This window comes from Arthrobacter sp. HLT1-20, assembly GCF_054510895.1.
Genome location: NZ_JBTNDR010000036.1, coordinates 1 through 15,789 on the forward strand (window position 1 = coordinate 1; position 15,789 = coordinate 15,789).

A 15,789-nucleotide genomic window follows, 5' to 3' on the forward strand; every position below is an offset into this window, starting at 1 on the left:
ACCTCCGCGGCTCAGCCCTGGGCTTCCGCAACCTCACCAACTACGTCGCCAGATCATTGCTGGAATCCGGCGGATTCAGACCGAAACTACACCCTGGATTCTGAAGAGCCGCTTACATTCACAATGCGGGCCGAGGGGAACTTAACCCGAAGTGTCTCCCAGCTATCTGCAACGTTGTGATGAGCTTCATCAAAGAGGATCAGATCGAAGAAATCATCCGCAAGCTTCTCGAGCCAAACGTTGTCTACACGCTGCAGCTGCTGAATATTTGTAACAACAATATCTGCCTCGTTGAGATCCGTTATGTTTGTCTTCGATCCACGAATCTCAGCTGGTTCAGGGTAAGGCGGCGCCGCCAGTACCTTCCGCTTGCCATAGAAGAATTTATCGTTCGATGGCACCAGGTCGTTAAAGAGCTGGTCGGCAATATTGAGATTAGGTGCCACGAGCAAGGTGCGCTTTGAGTCAACAGCGAAAGGTGCCAACGCTAGTAGCCCTGACTTCCCGCATCCTACAGGCAGCACTACACCAACCTCACGGCCTTCGCCTTCGAAATCGTGAGTACGGATCGCCTCGTACGCAAACTTCTGCGGATCACGTAGATCTGAGTTATCGGTGATGAACGGTTCTAGTTCCTGATACTGATTGCTCTTCATTTAAGTCCCCCTAATTTTAGTACGATAGATAAAATCTGTTCTTCGCTATTCGAAGCGATCGCCAATCAGCTGAAATGCATCATGCCGCGACGGGAACCAATCCGTTAACCAGTCCAACAACCTCGGATTTATCGGTCAGTGCTAGTTCCCTCCCTACCCCTGAAAGGCTTGCCTTCTGGGGTCCGAAGAGAACTTTGCGCAGCAACAGGGACGTCTCGGGAACGATGCCGCCTGGTTCGCTAGTTCGGTAGCCCTGCTCGGCCAGCGTTATGCACATGGATCTGTACTGCCAGTCAGACATCAGGTTCAGTTCCTTAAGCCGGTACGTCGTCGCCATTGCTGAAGTCTTCCAGTATGTCCTAGCTGCAAGAATTCTCTCTTGGCTAGCTCCACCCATTCCTTGGGCGAGCACTCCTGTTCTCGGCATCAGGAGACTGGAGGCAAACCGGTGCGCTTCAGCTTCCCGTTCTTTTGATTCGGTTGCCGTCATCTCGAGATCTCTGTGAAGTACAAGATGTCCGAGCTCGTGCGCTAGATCGAATCGTTGCCGCTCCCCCGACTTTGATGTATTCAGAAAGACGTATGGCTTACCATCACGAGAGAAACAGAAGGCATCGATACTGTCGAATTGATGCGACAACGACAGCACTCGAACACCGTTGGCCTCTAAGAGGTGCAACAGGTTCAGGATCGGCTTGTCCCCAAGGTTCCAGAGTTTTCGGATGATCTCCGCCGCCGTTTCTGGCAGGTGCTTGGCAAGATCAGGAACGTCCGGCGCTGGCAGGCTGAACTTCCGCTCAATTATTTCGAAGAACTCGATGCCCACGTTGGCAGACGCCAAGGCAGCATCCCTCATGAGGGCGCTGGTTTTGCTCAGCTTGCGGAAGCTAGCGGCAGCGGGCGTCACCGGGTCAACGGTATCTCGGTAGAAGAAGTCCACTTGGACCCTGAGAGCCTTAGCGAGACGCTCAACAACCTCGGGTGAGGGTTCGCGGTCGGCTGAGTTCTCGTGGGTAGTGAGAGTACGGGTAGACACATCGCTAGCCTCGGCGAGACGCTTGAGCGTCCAGCCTAGGCGTTGGCGTGCCAGTCTTAGTCGTGAAGGTGTAAACATAGCGCTATGAAGGTTATCAGCGAGCTGCAGGGCAGCCGCTATCGAATCGACGGGACATCGAAGTCGATGCCGCCGTCCTCGTCGTCATTGCGGAAGATATCCAAGTCAGCATCGAGACGAAGAGGTTCGATCAGAATCTCGTGGCTAAACCCTACGATGCTCCTCTGCTTGTCAAGTTGACCTGTGGAGCCCCTTGGCTTGCTGGCTTGAGCTGGGCGCGCCAAGGAAAGTCGCATGTCGCCTTCCACTTCTTCGTGAAGCAGGAACCACAGCGGAGCATCATTAAGTTTCCGCTCGAAGTCTTCATCCCTTCGAAATTCCTCAAGGTCGAAGGCCTGCTGTCCAGGGATCACGGCCACATCAAGATCGTCGAGGGTGGCAGGGCCTTTGGGGCGCGTACGCGGATGCTTCTTGGGATCGGGGTTCGCCACGTTCACTGCCGATGAAACAGCAATAGCGATCACCCCGTCCGGATGGATAATGCGCTGTTGCCCATTGACCGGACGTCGCAGCCAGCCATTTTCAGTCAGGGCAACCGCCAAATTTTCAGTGATGTCACTGTAGAGATCGGAGCCGGGCGTACTCGGAGCAGCCAGCGAGGACCTCCCACGTGAATGCGTCCAAGCGGGGCGGACACAATCATGGATGATCTGTTCAGTCAGACCAAAAGCTTCCACACCGCGCTCACGCGACGGTTCCCCAAACATAAATGCAGTGACGCCCATAACCAGACCCAACTTTCCGTTGCGCATAACGCTACCACATTCGTGGTCGAAAATAACGCAACACACCAAAGTTCCGTCCGTGCTCACCCGATCAAACAGGTACCCGCAGCACCCGAGTCAATGCGTAGTTGTCGGGCGCTGGACAGTCTCAACGTCACCCCGCTAGCTTCAATTTTGCATCGCCACATGTCGGCATCAGATTGTTCAACGTTCGCGGCCACCATAGAGTTAGGCCATGTTGCCCTTTTCCTTGGATTCTAATGCCGAGCCCGTCGACCCAAGCCTCCCTGAAGTATTCGATTGGTTTCGGCAAGAGGATCCGGATGGATCGCGTATGGCACACGTCTTTCGGCAAACGTTCGACCAGCTCTACGACGGCCAGCGGACAGGGCGCTACCGCTGGGATCAGCTCTACAAGACCGAGATGACTCACTATGGCACCCTGATCGAGATCAATCTGCAACGCGAGTTCAAATTCGATGACGGTCTCGTCATGGACTACAACATTGCTGGTCATGAAGTCGATAGTAAGTACTCCGTCTCGGCGCAGTGGATGCTACCGCCGGAAAGCATTGACCATCTCATACTTGGCTCCGTCGCCAGCGACGTGAATTCTACTTGGAGCATTGGACTTGTCCGGGCGACACCGGAGAACCGCAACCTAGGCAAGAACCGCGACCAGAAGGGTACTTTGAACGCACTTGGCAGGTCACGCGTTCAGTGGCTATTCAAGGACGCGCCCATGCAGCCCAATATCCTCTTGCAACTGCCCGAGGATCAAGTCGCCCGCATTTTTGCACCCAAGAGTGGCCAGGCGCGAGTCAACGAACTTTTCCGGGTCGCAACCAACATGCGAATTTCTCGGAATATCATCGCCACCGTGGCACAACAAAACGATTTCATGAAACGAGTAAGGGAAAATGGCGGGGCCCGCAGCACCCTTCGGGCCGAGGGCTACCTCATCCTCGGCGGCGATTACACTGCACAAACGGCCGTCGCTCAGGCGCTTGGTTGCGTTGTGCCAGAGCCCGGTGAGCTCGTAAGCGTTCGAGTCGGTCCGGTGGACTACGTCATGGAAAATTCCGTAGAGCTCGACGGCCAGCTCTGGCGCAGAATTGAACATGGACATGCTTCGACGGCAGCTGCACCGAAGGTGGTCAGCCAGTGACCGCGGGCTTCAGCCAACTGCCGGCACCCGGGACGCAGGCCCTGATCGACCTGATTCCTTCTACACAGCATCGAGCAATTTACGAGTACCTGCACAACCGCCACGACGACCCGCCCACCATGGTCGAAATCAGAGCGTACGCCGCCACCTTTGCGGGCGAAGACCACTCCCAAACCGATCGGCGGGTTCGCGATCTACGCGATGTATATGGAATTGACGCACCGTGCCAACGCATTAACAAGAAGCCGAGGTACGTCCTTGTTGGGCTACGAGACCAGACCCATTCCGGCAGAAAACCAATCTCAGGCAAATTGAAGGCCCAAGTTCTTTATAGCCAAATATGCGCCATGTGCGGGAAGACGCCGCTGGGTGACAGGGTAAAGCTCGAAGTGGACCACAAACTTCCGCTGGCCTGGGGCGGTACGGACGACATTGAGAATCTCCAGCCACTCTGCGAAGAGTGCAATCACAACAAACAAGATTACTTTTCGTCATTCGAAGCATATTCTGACAAGATTCGCGCGGCCGCCTCTCTTCTTGAACCGCACAAGCGCATCGGCGAAACGCTCAAGGCTTTCAAGGAAGCTGGTGAACCCGCTCCGTCGGAGGTGGTCGGCTTGATTGCCTGCATGATCCAGTATCAAGAAGACTGGCAGAAGCGTACACGTGAACTGCGAAAACTCGGCTGGGACTTCAAAATCCGGAAGAAGAAGGAGCACGGGCGAATGCGCAGTTACTACGAACTAACCAAGTGGTTACCGTGGCCCTCAGAGCCTATTGCTCCCCTTATCAGGCAAATCGAACAGGACAAGAAGCTCGCGAAACAGCAGACATCGAGCTAGCTCACGGCGCGAAGGTGGCGCTCGACGTCTTCTGTCTCGTTCTTCTTGGCAACAGCCTTGACACCTAGCGCCGTGGCGATTGACGTCCCAATGGCGCTAGCTACGGGCGGAGGGAAGGCGTTGCCGATCTGCCGGTAAACGGAAGTCTTGAGCCCAGAGAATTGCCACTCAGCAGGGAAGCCTTGAATTCGGGCGACCATCTGGTTGGTCAAGCGAGGAATGTGGTCAATTGGTGTTTCTGGCCCGGGTACTTCGTTGGCGATGCCCTTGCCGTCGACGCCCAGCTGCAGCCAGCCAGCCTTAGCGCGCGTGGGGCCGAGATCGGCACCACCATGCTTCTTGGAGCCACCGACGACCGTAGGGGCAACATTGTTGGCCTTGGCTGCCCAGGCTTCGGCTCCGGCCCATCCACCGCTGGCCATGAGCGGCAGTAACACTTCGCCAACCGTCGGAGGAGTACCTTTCGGCGTCGGCCAAGCGAACTTCTTGTGGTACTTCTTCTTCACTGCGACAAGAATGAAGCGCGGTCGAAGCTGAGGAACACCGTACTCGCTTGCGTAAAAAAGCTGCCATTGGGGATCGTAACCAAGTTCTCGGAGCTCCTCGAGAATCAGCTCACGATAACTAGCAAATCTGGCCGACGCCAGCCCCTTCACGTTTTCGAGCATGACGGCCTTTGGGTTGGCCTCTCGGACGAGTCGCAATGCTTCCGGGAACAGATCGCGCTCATCGTCGGCGCCAAGCTGCTTGCCAGCCACGCTAAATGGGGGGCATGGCACGCCGCCGGCGAGCAAATCAATCCCCTTGTAGTCCCGGCCGTTGATCTCGCGAACATCGCCATGATGGACGTTCCATGACGGTCGGTTGAGTTTCAGCGTTGCAGCCGCGTCCTTGTCGATTTCGACGGCCAAAGAGTGGCCAAAGCCAGCGTCTTCCAGGCCATATGACTGGCCACCTGCACCAGCGCAGATCTCAAGGGCGGAAAGGGGGGTGGTGGTGTTCATGTCGTCTATCTTCTCATTGCAGGGTGGTTACTTCGACCTTCTGTGGTGCTTCTCCTACATTGACACAAAGCACTGACATCATTGTGAGGAGTCCGCCGTATCAAGTAACGCTTCGATCTGCCGAATACTCAAATCGGCGGCCTTCTGTCCACCGAGCGCGCGTCACCTTCGACCAGCCGGGAGTCGAATCCCCCGTGGCTTCGCGCCTCGACTGCGGTGGGCCCCAGAAACGCGCGCAGACCTCGTAATTGCGTACCGGCCTCGCGGAGCTCACACTCCCAAACAGTGGCCACGCTCCAGCCATTCGCCTCCAAAGCAGCCACGGCGTGAGCATCGCGTTCCAGAGTCCGCTGCCTCTTTGCTTCCCAGAAGTCCGCGTTCGTTTGCGGCCTGTGTCGGCCATCGGCACAACTATGCGAATGCCAGAAACAACCGTTGACGAAGATCACCTTGTGTCGGCCGCGAAAGACAATGTCCGGCTTGCCTGGTAAATCTTTGGCGTGCAGCCGGTACCTGTAGCCCTGGGCATAAAGGAGTCGCCGTACGATCATCTCGGGCTTCGTATCCTTGCTCCGGATATGCGACATGACGAGATGGCGCTGTTCCGGAGTCAGCACATCCACCATGTCCTCGATCGTACTCTCGGCGGCACTAGTTCAACAGGCAAATGTCGGTGGCGTGTGACAGGCTCTTTCCATGACAGATTTCACCCGGGAACCGGGACTCTATTACCTTTCGTGGAACGAATGGGTCGCCATGGGGGAACAACGGTCCGCTGTCGGTTTCCTCGCTGAATGGCTCGAGACCAGTCCACGGCCAGACAAGTCCATACTCGTTAGCCCCAAGAGCTCCGAGGTTGAGCAGCAGACGCTTCCGGGCCTACTGGCATGCTGTCCCGATGCCGCCACCGGCTACCTCAGCCAGACCGTTTCCGAGGTTGATGCTGGCCGCTCCGTCGTCGCCCTCTACCCCGAGGAAAAGATCGCTGAAAGCATTGTTGATCGGGTCGATCCCCAAACGGCCGATCTGTGCGTCACGCTGTGGCCAGGATTCGACCACCTGGAAATGTGGCTTGAAGCCCATGGGGCCATTCAACTGCCGTCAGGCATGCCCTCCGACACCAGCTTCATTGGGCGGCTGGATCCTGTCGTCCGTGTTGCCATTCGGCGGTCGTTTGAGGTCATGAGCGAGCACGGAGGCATCCGGAATGGTCGCGGCAAGGATGAAATTGTACAGACACTTCGAGTGCTCCATAAGAATGGCTATACGTACGACAACCACGACCTACAGGTGTTCGCCTACCGGCTCGGGTACCGGCAGCGAGATGTCGAACAGCTTGGCAAGTACGTGGAAAGCATCCACGAGAACCGCCGTATTCAGACCGGGCCGGATCGGCTGCGAGCCGACATCCTGGACATCTGGAAGACCAAAGCCCAGAAACTATAACGGCCCAACGGAGGCCTCCGTGGCAGTGCATAATCCCTGCGCTTCGCACCCGTCGTTACTCTCTGGTTCTTGTTAGTCTCCATAGACCGACTCGGATTGGAGAATCCTCGTGCAACAGCCACAAAAGCCTCTCAGCCATTTGCAATCCAAAGTTTTGAAGTGGGTGAATGACGGGTGCCCGGACGGTGTCTTCGAGGGATATTCACATCGAATATCCGCAAGAGCCCTGGCGGACGACCGTTACATCACCGTGACGGGCAGAGGGCCGACGTGGACGGCCAAGATGACCAAGTGTGGCCGAGAAATCCTTGAAGGAGTTGCGGATTCGGACAGTCACGAAGAAGCCGTCCAATCCGAAGCCGACAAATTCATCCAGAGACTTGAAGCGGCTGGCGGTGTTCTGGAAGTCGAGGACGGTTATCACCTCTCCGCTGCCAACGCGGCTCTCGTTCCTAATGTCATGAAGTCAGCGATGCGGCCAAAGGGCTACAAACTTGAAATTGCCAATGTGGGATCGTGGCAAAAACCGAAACACGAGGCGCGCTGGGTCCGTCACTTCCCTGACGACGTCGAGGCGCGTCCGGTCCCTGTGCGGGACTCAGTGGGCAAATACCATCCGATCGCCAAAGCTTTCCGGGATGGCACCCGCGGGGTGTCCAACGACCACATGCCACGAGCGGCCAAACTACTACACGCGCTTGCTTCGGAAAGCGCCGTTCGAGGATACGGCGTCACCATGCCGTCCGAACACAAACATCCCTATGCACGCCAAAACGCAACCCTCACGGGCGACATCGCTATCACCATTGGCACAATGACACTTGCTCTGGAACTGCGAGAACTGCCGCCCAACGGCGGAGCAGCAAGACCCTACGTCTCTAAATATGACTACCGGTCGGAGCCCAGCAAACTCGTCGGCAACACAGCTTTCGTATCGACTGGTCGTCTCCAGTTGGAGTTCACATATGGCCGGACACACCCGCGACGGCAGGAGCGTTTCCGAGATGGCAAACGGCAACAACTCGAAGACGCTTTGCCCTCAATACTTCGAGAGATCGAAATTCAGCACCTTGAACATGACTGGAGCATAGAGCAGTCGCGGATTAAGGAGGAGACGACCAGGCGGCGCTGGGAGGCCGCCATGGAACGCGCTCGGACGAGGATCCAGGACCACCACAAGGCCGAACAACTTTCAGCTCAAGCAACGGCGTGGGCCGAAGCTAGCAAGTTGAGGGCGTATGTTGATGCGCTCGATGCAAGACTGGCCGAGGAACAGGACACTGAGCTGGTTAGCTGCGGGCGGGCCTGGCTGGAATGGAGCCGCAGCCATATCGACGCCAAAGATCCTTTGTTGAACCCCATCGAGATTCCGGTCCTGTTGGATTACTCCGACGACGATCTGACCCCGTTCCTGGATGGATGGAGCCCAGATGGGCCCCGTGGAGCCAGGTAGACAGGCCCCTGCAGCCTCTGCAGCCTCTGCAGCCTCTGGCGCGATATTGCAACCGTCATTGCCACGTCGCCAGTTCCACCGTCGGTGATGCAGCTCGCTAATCCCCCGGCGACGAGAACGAAGCGTGTCAGTGGGTCCTGCTAGCTTGTGGATTGACGAACGACTCGCGTCCGTCACCGGCATTGGAGGCAACACCATGACGAATAAAAACGTCGAAACGTACCATGAAGACGGCCAGTGGAAGAACCGCGTGCAAGGTAACTCTCGTGCATCCAACACTGCCGAGACCAAGAAGGACGCCCAGGCCGAGGGTCGCCGCATGGCTCAAGATCGCAAGGTGGAGCACGTCGTCAAGAACCTCGACGGAAAGATTAGCGCCCGTAATTCCTACGGAAACGATCCTCACCCGCCGAAGGGCTGAGTGATTCAGGAGCAACGACCTGCTAGGCACTATCGCGGCGTCCACTCGAGAAGATTCTTTTGTCTAGTGGACGCCCCGATGTTCCGCGTCACTGGTACCTCCGTGCCGTGGCCCTAGTGCGAATCCGAGCTACCAACCCCATCGTCTACGCGTAGGCACCCTGATGACTGGTATTTCTGATTGCTCCAACGGCCGATCTGGAACTGCCCGAACCCTGTGCGGCAGGATACGTTCACGCTCGTGTTCTTCTTCGAGATGAGCAGCAAACATACTCTTGTTACTATCTCGAAGAACGTCGATAGCATGGGACAGCAAGAGATCGAGCCGCCGCGTTTCCGCTTCGGCAGCGACTAGGCGTTCGTGCGCCGTGACCGACCGATGCCCGCACCACTGACGGAGTAGCTCGTGAACGGGTTGGATGTCCTTCAGATAGTAGTGATACTCCCACTCGGGCGATGTCGAACGGTCTTCCTGGCCACGGCGCCCTTCATCCTTGCGGCCATGCTTGCAATAGTGACGAACCTTGGCTTCCTCGGCCATGACGTATTCCAAGATCGGATCAGGATTCTCCTCACAGGCCGCGGCAGCCACGTCGAGGCCACCGGTCGGAGACAAAATTAGAATGGCATCGAGCTCGAACCATGCGTTCCGCCCCTTCATATCGGACATCGGGCGGCCCATGAGTACCTCGAGCGCTGAGATGTCTTTCGCTTCAAGTCCGTTCTTGGCCCGGCCTCCAGTGAATACCTCAGCAATACCGCTTGGGATGAGGCGTTCGTAGACCACGTCGCAGGCGAATTCCTCGACCTCGTCGATACCCTCGGCATCGAGGCGCTGCCAGTTGGCCATGAGGCAGTCGTACGCCTCGACATCACGCCACAGTATTGGCAGCCGGCTTCCAGACACAGACTGGATCTGACCGGCATTGGCACCGTCGACGAACTTAATCTCGACCCGAACTTTGTGCTTGTCTCGGACGACGTTGATGATGAGGACTTGCTCGGACGGCGCATCATCACGTTTCCGGTAGGCCCACAACTCCCCTGGTTTGGGAATAAATTGTTCTGTCTTGGTGTCTGCTTCCATAAGTTCCCCCGATTACTTGGGACGAGTTCCGATTTAACGGCCTGCGCCTATAGGCTGAATCCTATCCATCGGCGCTGACATCCAAATATGCCAACGAATGAGACCGAAGCGGAAAGTCGATTGGACTCGTGGCCCGGTGGGGTGCCGTTTGTGCATCCCGACAGAGTCAAATGGACCGCCACTCCGACGGTGGTATCGCGGGTCCCTAAAGCGTTGCGTTCAGCCGCTGCACAATCTGCTGCAAGCTGGTCCCGAGGGCGCCGGCTATCCGGGCAGTCTCAATGACATCCAGGCGGCGTTCGCCGCTCTCGTACTTGCTGACAAAAGATTGTGGAACGCCAAGAGTTGCGGCCAAGTCAACCTGGCGGACGCCCGCCTCAAGACGAAGATGCTTCAGAAGTTCACGGAACTCCCGGTATTCCTCGCTATAGATTGATTTGTCCACATGGTCAGTCCATCTGGCCTTACTTAATATCCCAAGATCGGATATTGTCTTGATGGGGGCCGGTTCATCCTGAATTTGCTCTCCATCAGGCGGAACGACATTGTGAAGAGGTGGCGTGCATGAGCGGCGGCGACGGTTTTATCTACGGGCAAAATAGGGGCATTCTGGAAAGCGTTGGACGGTCGGCGCAGGCCACGACCCAGCGACTTTTCCACATGGCCTTCTCAAAAAGGCGCTCATACTTCATAATGAACGCCAGCTATGCGGCCAAGCCCACTACAACGGATCTATCGGCTCAAAGTCACCATCGTGGCTTTGCTTTCCTTGGGCCTCGGCATCGGACTGCAGGTGTTGGCGCTCCACAGCCGTGACATCGCACCTTGGCTGAATTTCTTGCCACTCTCAGAGATCGGCGGCACACTCTTTGCCGCCGGTCTCTTTGGCATTGCCTGGGACTACTTTGACGGCAAAGACAAAGAAGGACGCGAAGACGAGCGTATTCGCAGGCTGTTGACGGAAGCCGCTCCAGATTTCCGCGACGCCGTGGTTCGCGGCTTCGCCGTCGGAAGCGACGATCTGAAGCGCGTCGCCACACCTGAACTGCTCGACAGCATTGCCGGAAACGTCCTAGCCCTCCGGCTCGGTGACCGCACCTTTGCCGAAGAGGTCTACGCCGACATCCGAGACCAGGCCATTCGTGCTCCGGAGCGCTGGCATGACGTTGACGTGCAAATTCGCCTCTCACCTATAGGTGAGAGGAACGCCAAGGGCGTTCCTCGATTCGTCGTAACCGTGAAGTGGGAGTACACCGTCGTACCGGCCCATGAAACCCAGCGTTTTGCCTGCGTGTCCGACAAAGAAGAGTTCAGCGACCTGGTGACAGACATTCCAGCGACGCTCGCCTGGTTCATGACACCTGCATCTGGGTTCGATGCAGCCGACAAAGAATCCTATGAACTCGTTCAGTACACCGTAGACGGCGACCAACGCGCCATCCGCCGGACTGCACGCAAAACTGGGCAGATCTACTCCGTGAGACTCGGACGTGACGTCGTCGTGGCCGCTAAGCCAGTGCGCGTTTCCTTTATCTACCGAACTATCACGGCACAGTCGGGCCATTTGCTCCACTTCGACATCGTTCAACCGACGAAGGGCCTCAACGTGACACTGGACTACGGCGACACAAGCATAAGCCAAGTTAAGGTCCTCGATCTGATTGCCAGCAGCAAACATGCACGGGTGGAGCGAACACCGATCACTGTGCCAGGGAGGTCGGTCAACGTTGAGTTCGATGGGTGGGTGTTCCCACGGACTGGGGTTGCGTTTGTGTGGACGATGGACACGGAATAGCCCAAATTTTTCCCTTATGACAAGAAATCAACAAGATTTCCATCAACGAACGATCAATTCAAGTGAGGCATTGCGGGGAGATTTACTATTTCGAGAGCTTGTGTCAAAGTATTTTCATTGTGCGTCAACGACAAAATATCTACACCGCTAGTCGTCAGAATTTGGACTATCTGACGCAAAGCCGAGGGCTGATTCATGCTTGACCATGTAAGTATCGATTCGCTAGCCATAGAGCAAATCGTAACCGCTCCCGCAAATATTACGCCACCGCCTGAAGCGACCAATATTGGAACGGAAAAGAAAGCATTCCAACGCGGATGCCACGGGCGGCTATCACTCCGGATTCTCTCAAAGTCCTTAGCCGTGCGAATCACGGGTCGGCCTTGAAGTATTGCTTCAACAGAAGAATTTCCAGATCCCTCCTCGATATGATGCCTAATTTCGATTGATCGATCCCGAATTTCACCTCCTGTGTGAGCGTGGAGTATGATCTCCCGATTAACGGGATTCCTTCTCCAAACCTCGATTCTCATTGCTTCTTTGCCGTGTAAATTTTCTACTTTCTTTGGAAGCGCCCGTCGAACCGAATCAAGCGAACGAACGGCAGCAGAATGATCAGCCGACACAGCATCGGGAACCTGAAGATGCAGCTCTTCCCACGCCTTTGCCCAATCAAACAGACGCTGACGGTGCGTCATCGGAACAATACCAGAGCCCCTGCGAGATTCATCCTGCATAGACGAGCTAAAATTAAAGAACAGTTGAGTTATTTGAGAGTAAAAATCCGCATGAAGCGCAACTAACCCCAAATGTGATGTTCGCATCTTAAAGAAGCTGATAAAACGTTCGCGATCAACTTCATTCTTGTCACCAAGAAATTTATAATCTTTCTTAACAAGAACATATCGCTTCGTTAAAATATTATTTGTGGACTCCAATGCATTAATCAGCGGCGCATCACGAAGACTTGTCCCCACAGCGATAAAATGACTGCAATTATTTGCCAGAATTTCCCTAATTGCCTTAGAGGTTATCGGAAGCCTCTTCGAGAAACTAAATTCACCGTTGGGGATGAAACCCTGGATTTTGCCTTTTTCCGGAGGTGGGATCCGCCCATGAAGGTAGATGAATTTGGGTGCGGGCTTGTTCCGAACGAACTTTAGATGCCGCGGACGAAGCCTATCCCCGATAACCACCACTTCCGCATTATGGTTTTCAGTCGAAGATGCAGCATTGTTCAAGATTCGATCGTACACTTCCTCAAGGAATGTATCTTGATTCGTTGTGACGACTGTAACGGGAACTCCATGGGTTACAAGCCGATGCACATATGCGGCTATTGATTCCGCCAGTCTGCCATTTTGCCATCGCGGCTCATTATAGAGAAGGTTTTGCATGTTAGCATGAAGATGTCCGCGCGCTTCATCCACTCTTCCTTCATATTTTGTTTTATATGATTCTTCGATAATCGAAGATAACTCAACCGGTCCAAGAAATTTCAATAAGTCTTTAGCTTCGTCATAACCGAGGGGAACTGGTTGTATTTGAGCAAGCAGTCGCGAGTTTAGGCCTTCCCAATTTAATCCCGTGAAATCTATTGTCGCGCCTGCACCGCAATAGATAACCATCGATGAAACTGCCGCTCCACTCAACTCTGCAATCGCGTCCAACGTTTCTTCTTGTTCAAAGAATGGGTCAGAAGATCTATTTAGGATTTCATTCACCCCATATAATTATGGTACGAGTTTTTGGGAGTCGAGACCGATTGATATTTGGTCCAGAACTTGCAGCTCTGCATATACGGCTTCAAATGCAAATTCATTCTCTTCACCGGGAGGCGCGGCTGATCTTGCCTGCCGAGCCAATTCCAACAGGTGTTCTGATAACACTTGTGTCATCACTACTCCTTGCCTAACCGAAAGTTCCATGCCATTACTACTGGCTGGTAGTTCGTTATTGAAATGAAATGATTCTGGCTTGCGTTTCATGCTTTGATGGCACTATAACTGAAAGCATCTCCATTTGCAATACTTCGACGAGACTCATCTAAAGTGCTCGCCAAATGGGGTGCGTGCCTCATTTGAGAAATGCTCGCGAAATCTCTAGTGCATGTTCGGGTGCTTTGGTGTGCTGGAGGGAGGTATGGGTTGACGTTGTCTGCGCGTAGGGAAATCACGAAGAAAGAAGCCGGCGCGTATGTGTCGGCGTCGAAGAAGGCAAAGGGCCTGATTCTGGACCGGTTGGTGGCAGAGTTCGGCTGGTACCGGGCAAATTCCTCGCGATACCTAAACGCGTGCCACTATCTTCCGACGATGAGCTCAACGAGGAGATCGTGATGCAAGTGGAGAGCCGACGGCCCTACCAGGACGATCCGGTGACCCGGATGCTAATGCGCACGGCAGCCTGGTTTCGCCTTTAGACTCCGGACTGGGGAAATAGTCAAGATTGCCGACCACGTTCCTGGCTGCACGCTTGGCTATCGCCTCACCCAGACGCGTTGTGTCGACCGGTCTAACCCCCGGGATGTGCACCCCAACCCACCCCTGACGCGACGGCCACGCCACCTTCCGGACTCTCCTATGCGGGATGCCCAACTAACAAGTCAGGGCATCCGAGAACCATCAATCTCGGGAGATCCTGTGCCGCGAAATACAGGTAGGCGTTGTAAGTTCTACACCTTCACAACTAACCTCCATTGCCTTATTCTCAGGACAGATGGAGCCTGAGATTAACCATCATCACCCTGAGCATGATCGACCAGATTTTGACCTGGATTTTTTGGGCTCCTCCGAAATTGGCGACCTCCTTGAGGCCTGTCGAGAATTGAAGTTCGAAAACGTCGAAGATGAGCTCTTTCAGACATTGACCGAATACATGAGCTCTCATCCCGAATGGGCCGTCTCGGTTGTTGAAGAACTGTCTGTCGCCACCTTCGTCTCGTCACGGCTATTCGCCGCCATGGACGTCCGCGCGCTTTACGAGGCTAGTCCGTGTCGGATGGCGGCAGTGGCCAAGCGGCTCCTCCTTGACCCCGACGATGAAGTCGTGTCGCAGGCGCTCACTTCAGTCCAGATGATCGAGCAGGCCAGACTTCTTGATCTGCAGACTTTCGCTGGTCTTCACCAGGCTCTCGTGGCTGCACAGCGGCGCGTCCACCGGTAAACGCATTTCGAAAAGGTAGAGCGACTCCTTCAACGCAGACTTGTAGCCAGGCGACCGCCTACAACACCGGGAGGACGGTTAGCAACACGGAATTATTTCTTTCGATGCTGATTTTGGAAAACAGTTTGGGGTCGGACATGTGCGCCCCGAGCTGCCAGGTTGGCCAAACTGGCATGACCCAGTAGATTCCGATCGTCGTGAGCGGCTCTCCGCCCACTTCGTTTGCCCGGTCAAGTATGACCTCGATCTTCTCGTCTGCGCAGAGCAAGAGCGGTGTTGACGACTCATGGAGTTCGAATTTCAGGTGATCCTGATACTCGCCATCGACGGTAACCCTCGGGCGCCGGTACGCCGAATGCTCCGGAACCCCAATGGATATCCCTACCAACAAGCGAGTCTCACGTTGGGATACGAAGAGGTTGCCGAAGGGACGCTCGAAGATGTACCGGTCGCGAATTATGTGACTTAGCTGGTTAGCCCCTCGATCGCTGCGGCGCCTGGCTGTTCGGGCATCCACAAAATGCGTAGAGGCGTATGTCGCCAAGCGCGCATCAAGCGTGTCGCCAGGGGTCTCCAGACCGCAGCTTTCAAAGTATGCACGGATATCCCCGTCGGAATCTCCCCCGTGCTGCGCTGCCAGGTCAACTAGGACGGTGAAAGCGTGCTCGACACTGCCTTCGCCAACGAAGTCGATGATCTGAAACAGCTCAGTTAGTCGGTGTTCACCAAAAACACCGAATCCTCGGCGCAGGGCACGGAGTTCCGTGTGCAGTTCCTCGCGAATGGGGTCGTCAGGCATGATCTCTGTCAGTTTTCTGTCAGTGACAACCCAAAAGCCGTCCGCGACGATAGATAGTAGTTCTTCGGACTGACACCGATTGGCAAAGTCCACGGAATTCTCAGTGGGAGCGACCCGA

At 55.3% G+C, this 15,789-nt stretch carries 17 protein-coding genes; 7 read left to right on the plus strand and 10 right to left on the minus strand.

All coding sequences use genetic code 11. The features are described from left to right. Positions 1-86 precede the first annotated feature (86 nt). The 3 genes from ACX80Q_RS15540 to ACX80Q_RS15550 form a co-directional block, all read right to left on the minus strand. On the minus strand, positions 87-656 hold the full coding sequence (locus ACX80Q_RS15540; protein WP_459331437.1) for a DEAD/DEAH box helicase family protein: 570 nt from the start codon (positions 654-656) through the stop codon (positions 87-89). A gap of 79 nt (positions 657-735) precedes the next feature. Next, a complete protein-coding gene (locus tag ACX80Q_RS15545) occupies positions 736-1,770 on the minus strand; it encodes a helix-turn-helix domain-containing protein (RefSeq protein WP_459331438.1) in 1,035 nt (344 codons plus the stop codon). A 38-nt stretch (positions 1,771-1,808) separates the two neighbouring features. After that, the gene (locus ACX80Q_RS15550) at positions 1,809-2,522 is read right to left on the minus strand and encodes a hypothetical protein (RefSeq protein ID WP_459331439.1); all 714 of its coding nucleotides are present in this window, start codon (positions 2,520-2,522) and stop codon (positions 1,809-1,811) included. 208 nt (positions 2,523-2,730) lie between these two features. Here ACX80Q_RS15550 and ACX80Q_RS15555 point away from each other — a divergent pair, with 208 nt between their 5' ends. Further along, positions 2,731-3,663 carry a NaeI family type II restriction endonuclease gene (locus tag ACX80Q_RS15555; RefSeq protein WP_459331440.1) on the plus strand — a complete coding sequence of 311 codons (933 nt, stop codon included), beginning with the start codon at positions 2,731-2,733 and terminating at the stop codon, positions 3,661-3,663. After that, positions 3,660-4,505, plus strand: a complete 846-nt coding sequence (locus ACX80Q_RS15560) for an HNH endonuclease (protein ID WP_459331441.1) — start codon at positions 3,660-3,662, stop codon at positions 4,503-4,505. Before ACX80Q_RS15555 ends, ACX80Q_RS15560 begins: the two co-directional genes overlap by 4 nt. Here ACX80Q_RS15560 and ACX80Q_RS15565 read toward each other — a convergent pair. Together ACX80Q_RS15565 and ACX80Q_RS15570 are read right to left on the minus strand one after the other, a co-directional pair. Beyond that, entirely contained in the window at positions 4,502-5,509 is a 1,008-nt protein-coding gene (locus tag ACX80Q_RS15565; protein WP_459331442.1) for a DNA cytosine methyltransferase, read from the minus strand. The two genes, ACX80Q_RS15560 and ACX80Q_RS15565, sit on opposite strands and share 4 nt — an antisense overlap. A gap of 128 nt (positions 5,510-5,637) precedes the next feature. Continuing rightward, the gene (locus ACX80Q_RS15570) at positions 5,638-6,135 is read right to left on the minus strand and encodes a very short patch repair endonuclease (protein WP_459331443.1); all 498 of its coding nucleotides are present in this window, start codon (positions 6,133-6,135) and stop codon (positions 5,638-5,640) included. Positions 6,136-6,205: 70 nt separating this feature from the next. Here ACX80Q_RS15570 and ACX80Q_RS15575 point away from each other — a divergent pair, with 70 nt between their 5' ends. The 3 genes from ACX80Q_RS15575 to ACX80Q_RS15585 all read left to right on the plus strand — a co-directional run bounded on the left by ACX80Q_RS15575 (position 6,206) and on the right by ACX80Q_RS15585 (position 8,829). After that, positions 6,206-6,955 (plus strand): hypothetical protein, encoded by a 750-nt coding sequence (locus tag ACX80Q_RS15575; RefSeq protein ID WP_459331444.1) that lies wholly within the window; start codon positions 6,206-6,208, stop codon positions 6,953-6,955. 109 nt (positions 6,956-7,064) lie between these two features. Beyond that, positions 7,065-8,408 carry a hypothetical protein gene (locus tag ACX80Q_RS15580; RefSeq protein WP_459331445.1) on the plus strand — a complete coding sequence of 448 codons (1,344 nt, stop codon included), beginning with the start codon at positions 7,065-7,067 and terminating at the stop codon, positions 8,406-8,408. 196 nt (positions 8,409-8,604) lie between these two features. Next, on the plus strand, positions 8,605-8,829 hold the full coding sequence (locus ACX80Q_RS15585; protein WP_459331446.1) for a DUF2188 domain-containing protein: 225 nt from the start codon (positions 8,605-8,607) through the stop codon (positions 8,827-8,829). 129 nt (positions 8,830-8,958) lie between these two features. Here ACX80Q_RS15585 and ACX80Q_RS15590 read toward each other — a convergent pair whose 3' ends face one another. Continuing rightward, positions 8,959-9,915 (minus strand): hypothetical protein, encoded by a 957-nt coding sequence (locus ACX80Q_RS15590; protein ID WP_459331447.1) that lies wholly within the window; start codon positions 9,913-9,915, stop codon positions 8,959-8,961. A gap of 205 nt (positions 9,916-10,120) precedes the next feature. Beyond that, positions 10,121-10,360, minus strand: a complete 240-nt coding sequence (locus ACX80Q_RS15595; RefSeq protein WP_459331448.1) for a helix-turn-helix domain-containing protein — start codon at positions 10,358-10,360, stop codon at positions 10,121-10,123. A 309-nt stretch (positions 10,361-10,669) separates the two neighbouring features. Between ACX80Q_RS15595 and ACX80Q_RS15600 the strand changes: the two genes are divergently transcribed. Continuing rightward, positions 10,670-11,710 carry a hypothetical protein gene (locus ACX80Q_RS15600; protein WP_459331449.1) on the plus strand — a complete coding sequence of 347 codons (1,041 nt, stop codon included), beginning with the start codon at positions 10,670-10,672 and terminating at the stop codon, positions 11,708-11,710. 53 nt (positions 11,711-11,763) lie between these two features. Here the strand turns inward: ACX80Q_RS15600 and ACX80Q_RS15605 are convergent, their stop codons facing one another. Continuing rightward, a complete protein-coding gene (locus tag ACX80Q_RS15605; protein ID WP_459331450.1) occupies positions 11,764-13,434 on the minus strand; it encodes an SIR2 family protein in 1,671 nt (556 codons plus the stop codon). A gap of 9 nt (positions 13,435-13,443) precedes the next feature. Beyond that, a complete protein-coding gene (locus tag ACX80Q_RS15610) occupies positions 13,444-13,698 on the minus strand; it encodes a hypothetical protein (protein ID WP_459331451.1) in 255 nt (84 codons plus the stop codon). A gap of 727 nt (positions 13,699-14,425) precedes the next feature. Between ACX80Q_RS15610 and ACX80Q_RS15615 the strand changes: the two genes are divergently transcribed. Next, on the plus strand, positions 14,426-14,872 hold the full coding sequence (locus tag ACX80Q_RS15615) for a hypothetical protein (protein WP_459331452.1): 447 nt from the start codon (positions 14,426-14,428) through the stop codon (positions 14,870-14,872). Positions 14,873-14,930: 58 nt separating this feature from the next. Here the strand turns inward: ACX80Q_RS15615 and ACX80Q_RS15620 are convergent, their stop codons facing one another. Next, a complete protein-coding gene (locus tag ACX80Q_RS15620; RefSeq protein WP_459331453.1) occupies positions 14,931-15,764 on the minus strand; it encodes a hypothetical protein in 834 nt (277 codons plus the stop codon). Positions 15,765-15,789: the final 25 nt, after the last annotated feature.

Bases quoted from the DNA above. Each gene is read 5' to 3' on its own strand.
- ACX80Q_RS15540 (WP_459331437.1), bottom strand. From the start codon at position 656: ATGAAGAGCAATCAGTATCAGGAACTAGAACCGTTCATCACCGATAAC.
- ACX80Q_RS15545 (WP_459331438.1), bottom strand. From the start codon at position 1,770: ATGTTTACACCTTCACGACTAAGACTGGCACGCCAACGCCTAGGCTGG.
- ACX80Q_RS15550 (WP_459331439.1), bottom strand. From the start codon at position 2,522: ATGCGCAACGGAAAGTTGGGTCTGGTTATGGGCGTCACTGCATTTATG.
- ACX80Q_RS15555 (WP_459331440.1), top strand. From the start codon at position 2,731: ATGTTGCCCTTTTCCTTGGATTCTAATGCCGAGCCCGTCGACCCAAGC.
- ACX80Q_RS15565 (WP_459331442.1), bottom strand. From the start codon at position 5,509: ATGAACACCACCACCCCCCTTTCCGCCCTTGAGATCTGCGCTGGTGCA.
- ACX80Q_RS15570 (WP_459331443.1), bottom strand. From the start codon at position 6,135: ATGGTGGATGTGCTGACTCCGGAACAGCGCCATCTCGTCATGTCGCAT.
- ACX80Q_RS15575 (WP_459331444.1), top strand. From the start codon at position 6,206: ATGACAGATTTCACCCGGGAACCGGGACTCTATTACCTTTCGTGGAAC.
- ACX80Q_RS15585 (WP_459331446.1), top strand. From the start codon at position 8,605: ATGACGAATAAAAACGTCGAAACGTACCATGAAGACGGCCAGTGGAAG.
- ACX80Q_RS15590 (WP_459331447.1), bottom strand. From the start codon at position 9,915: ATGGAAGCAGACACCAAGACAGAACAATTTATTCCCAAACCAGGGGAG.
- ACX80Q_RS15610 (WP_459331451.1), bottom strand. From the start codon at position 13,698: ATGAAACGCAAGCCAGAATCATTTCATTTCAATAACGAACTACCAGCC.
- ACX80Q_RS15615 (WP_459331452.1), top strand. From the start codon at position 14,426: ATGGAGCCTGAGATTAACCATCATCACCCTGAGCATGATCGACCAGAT.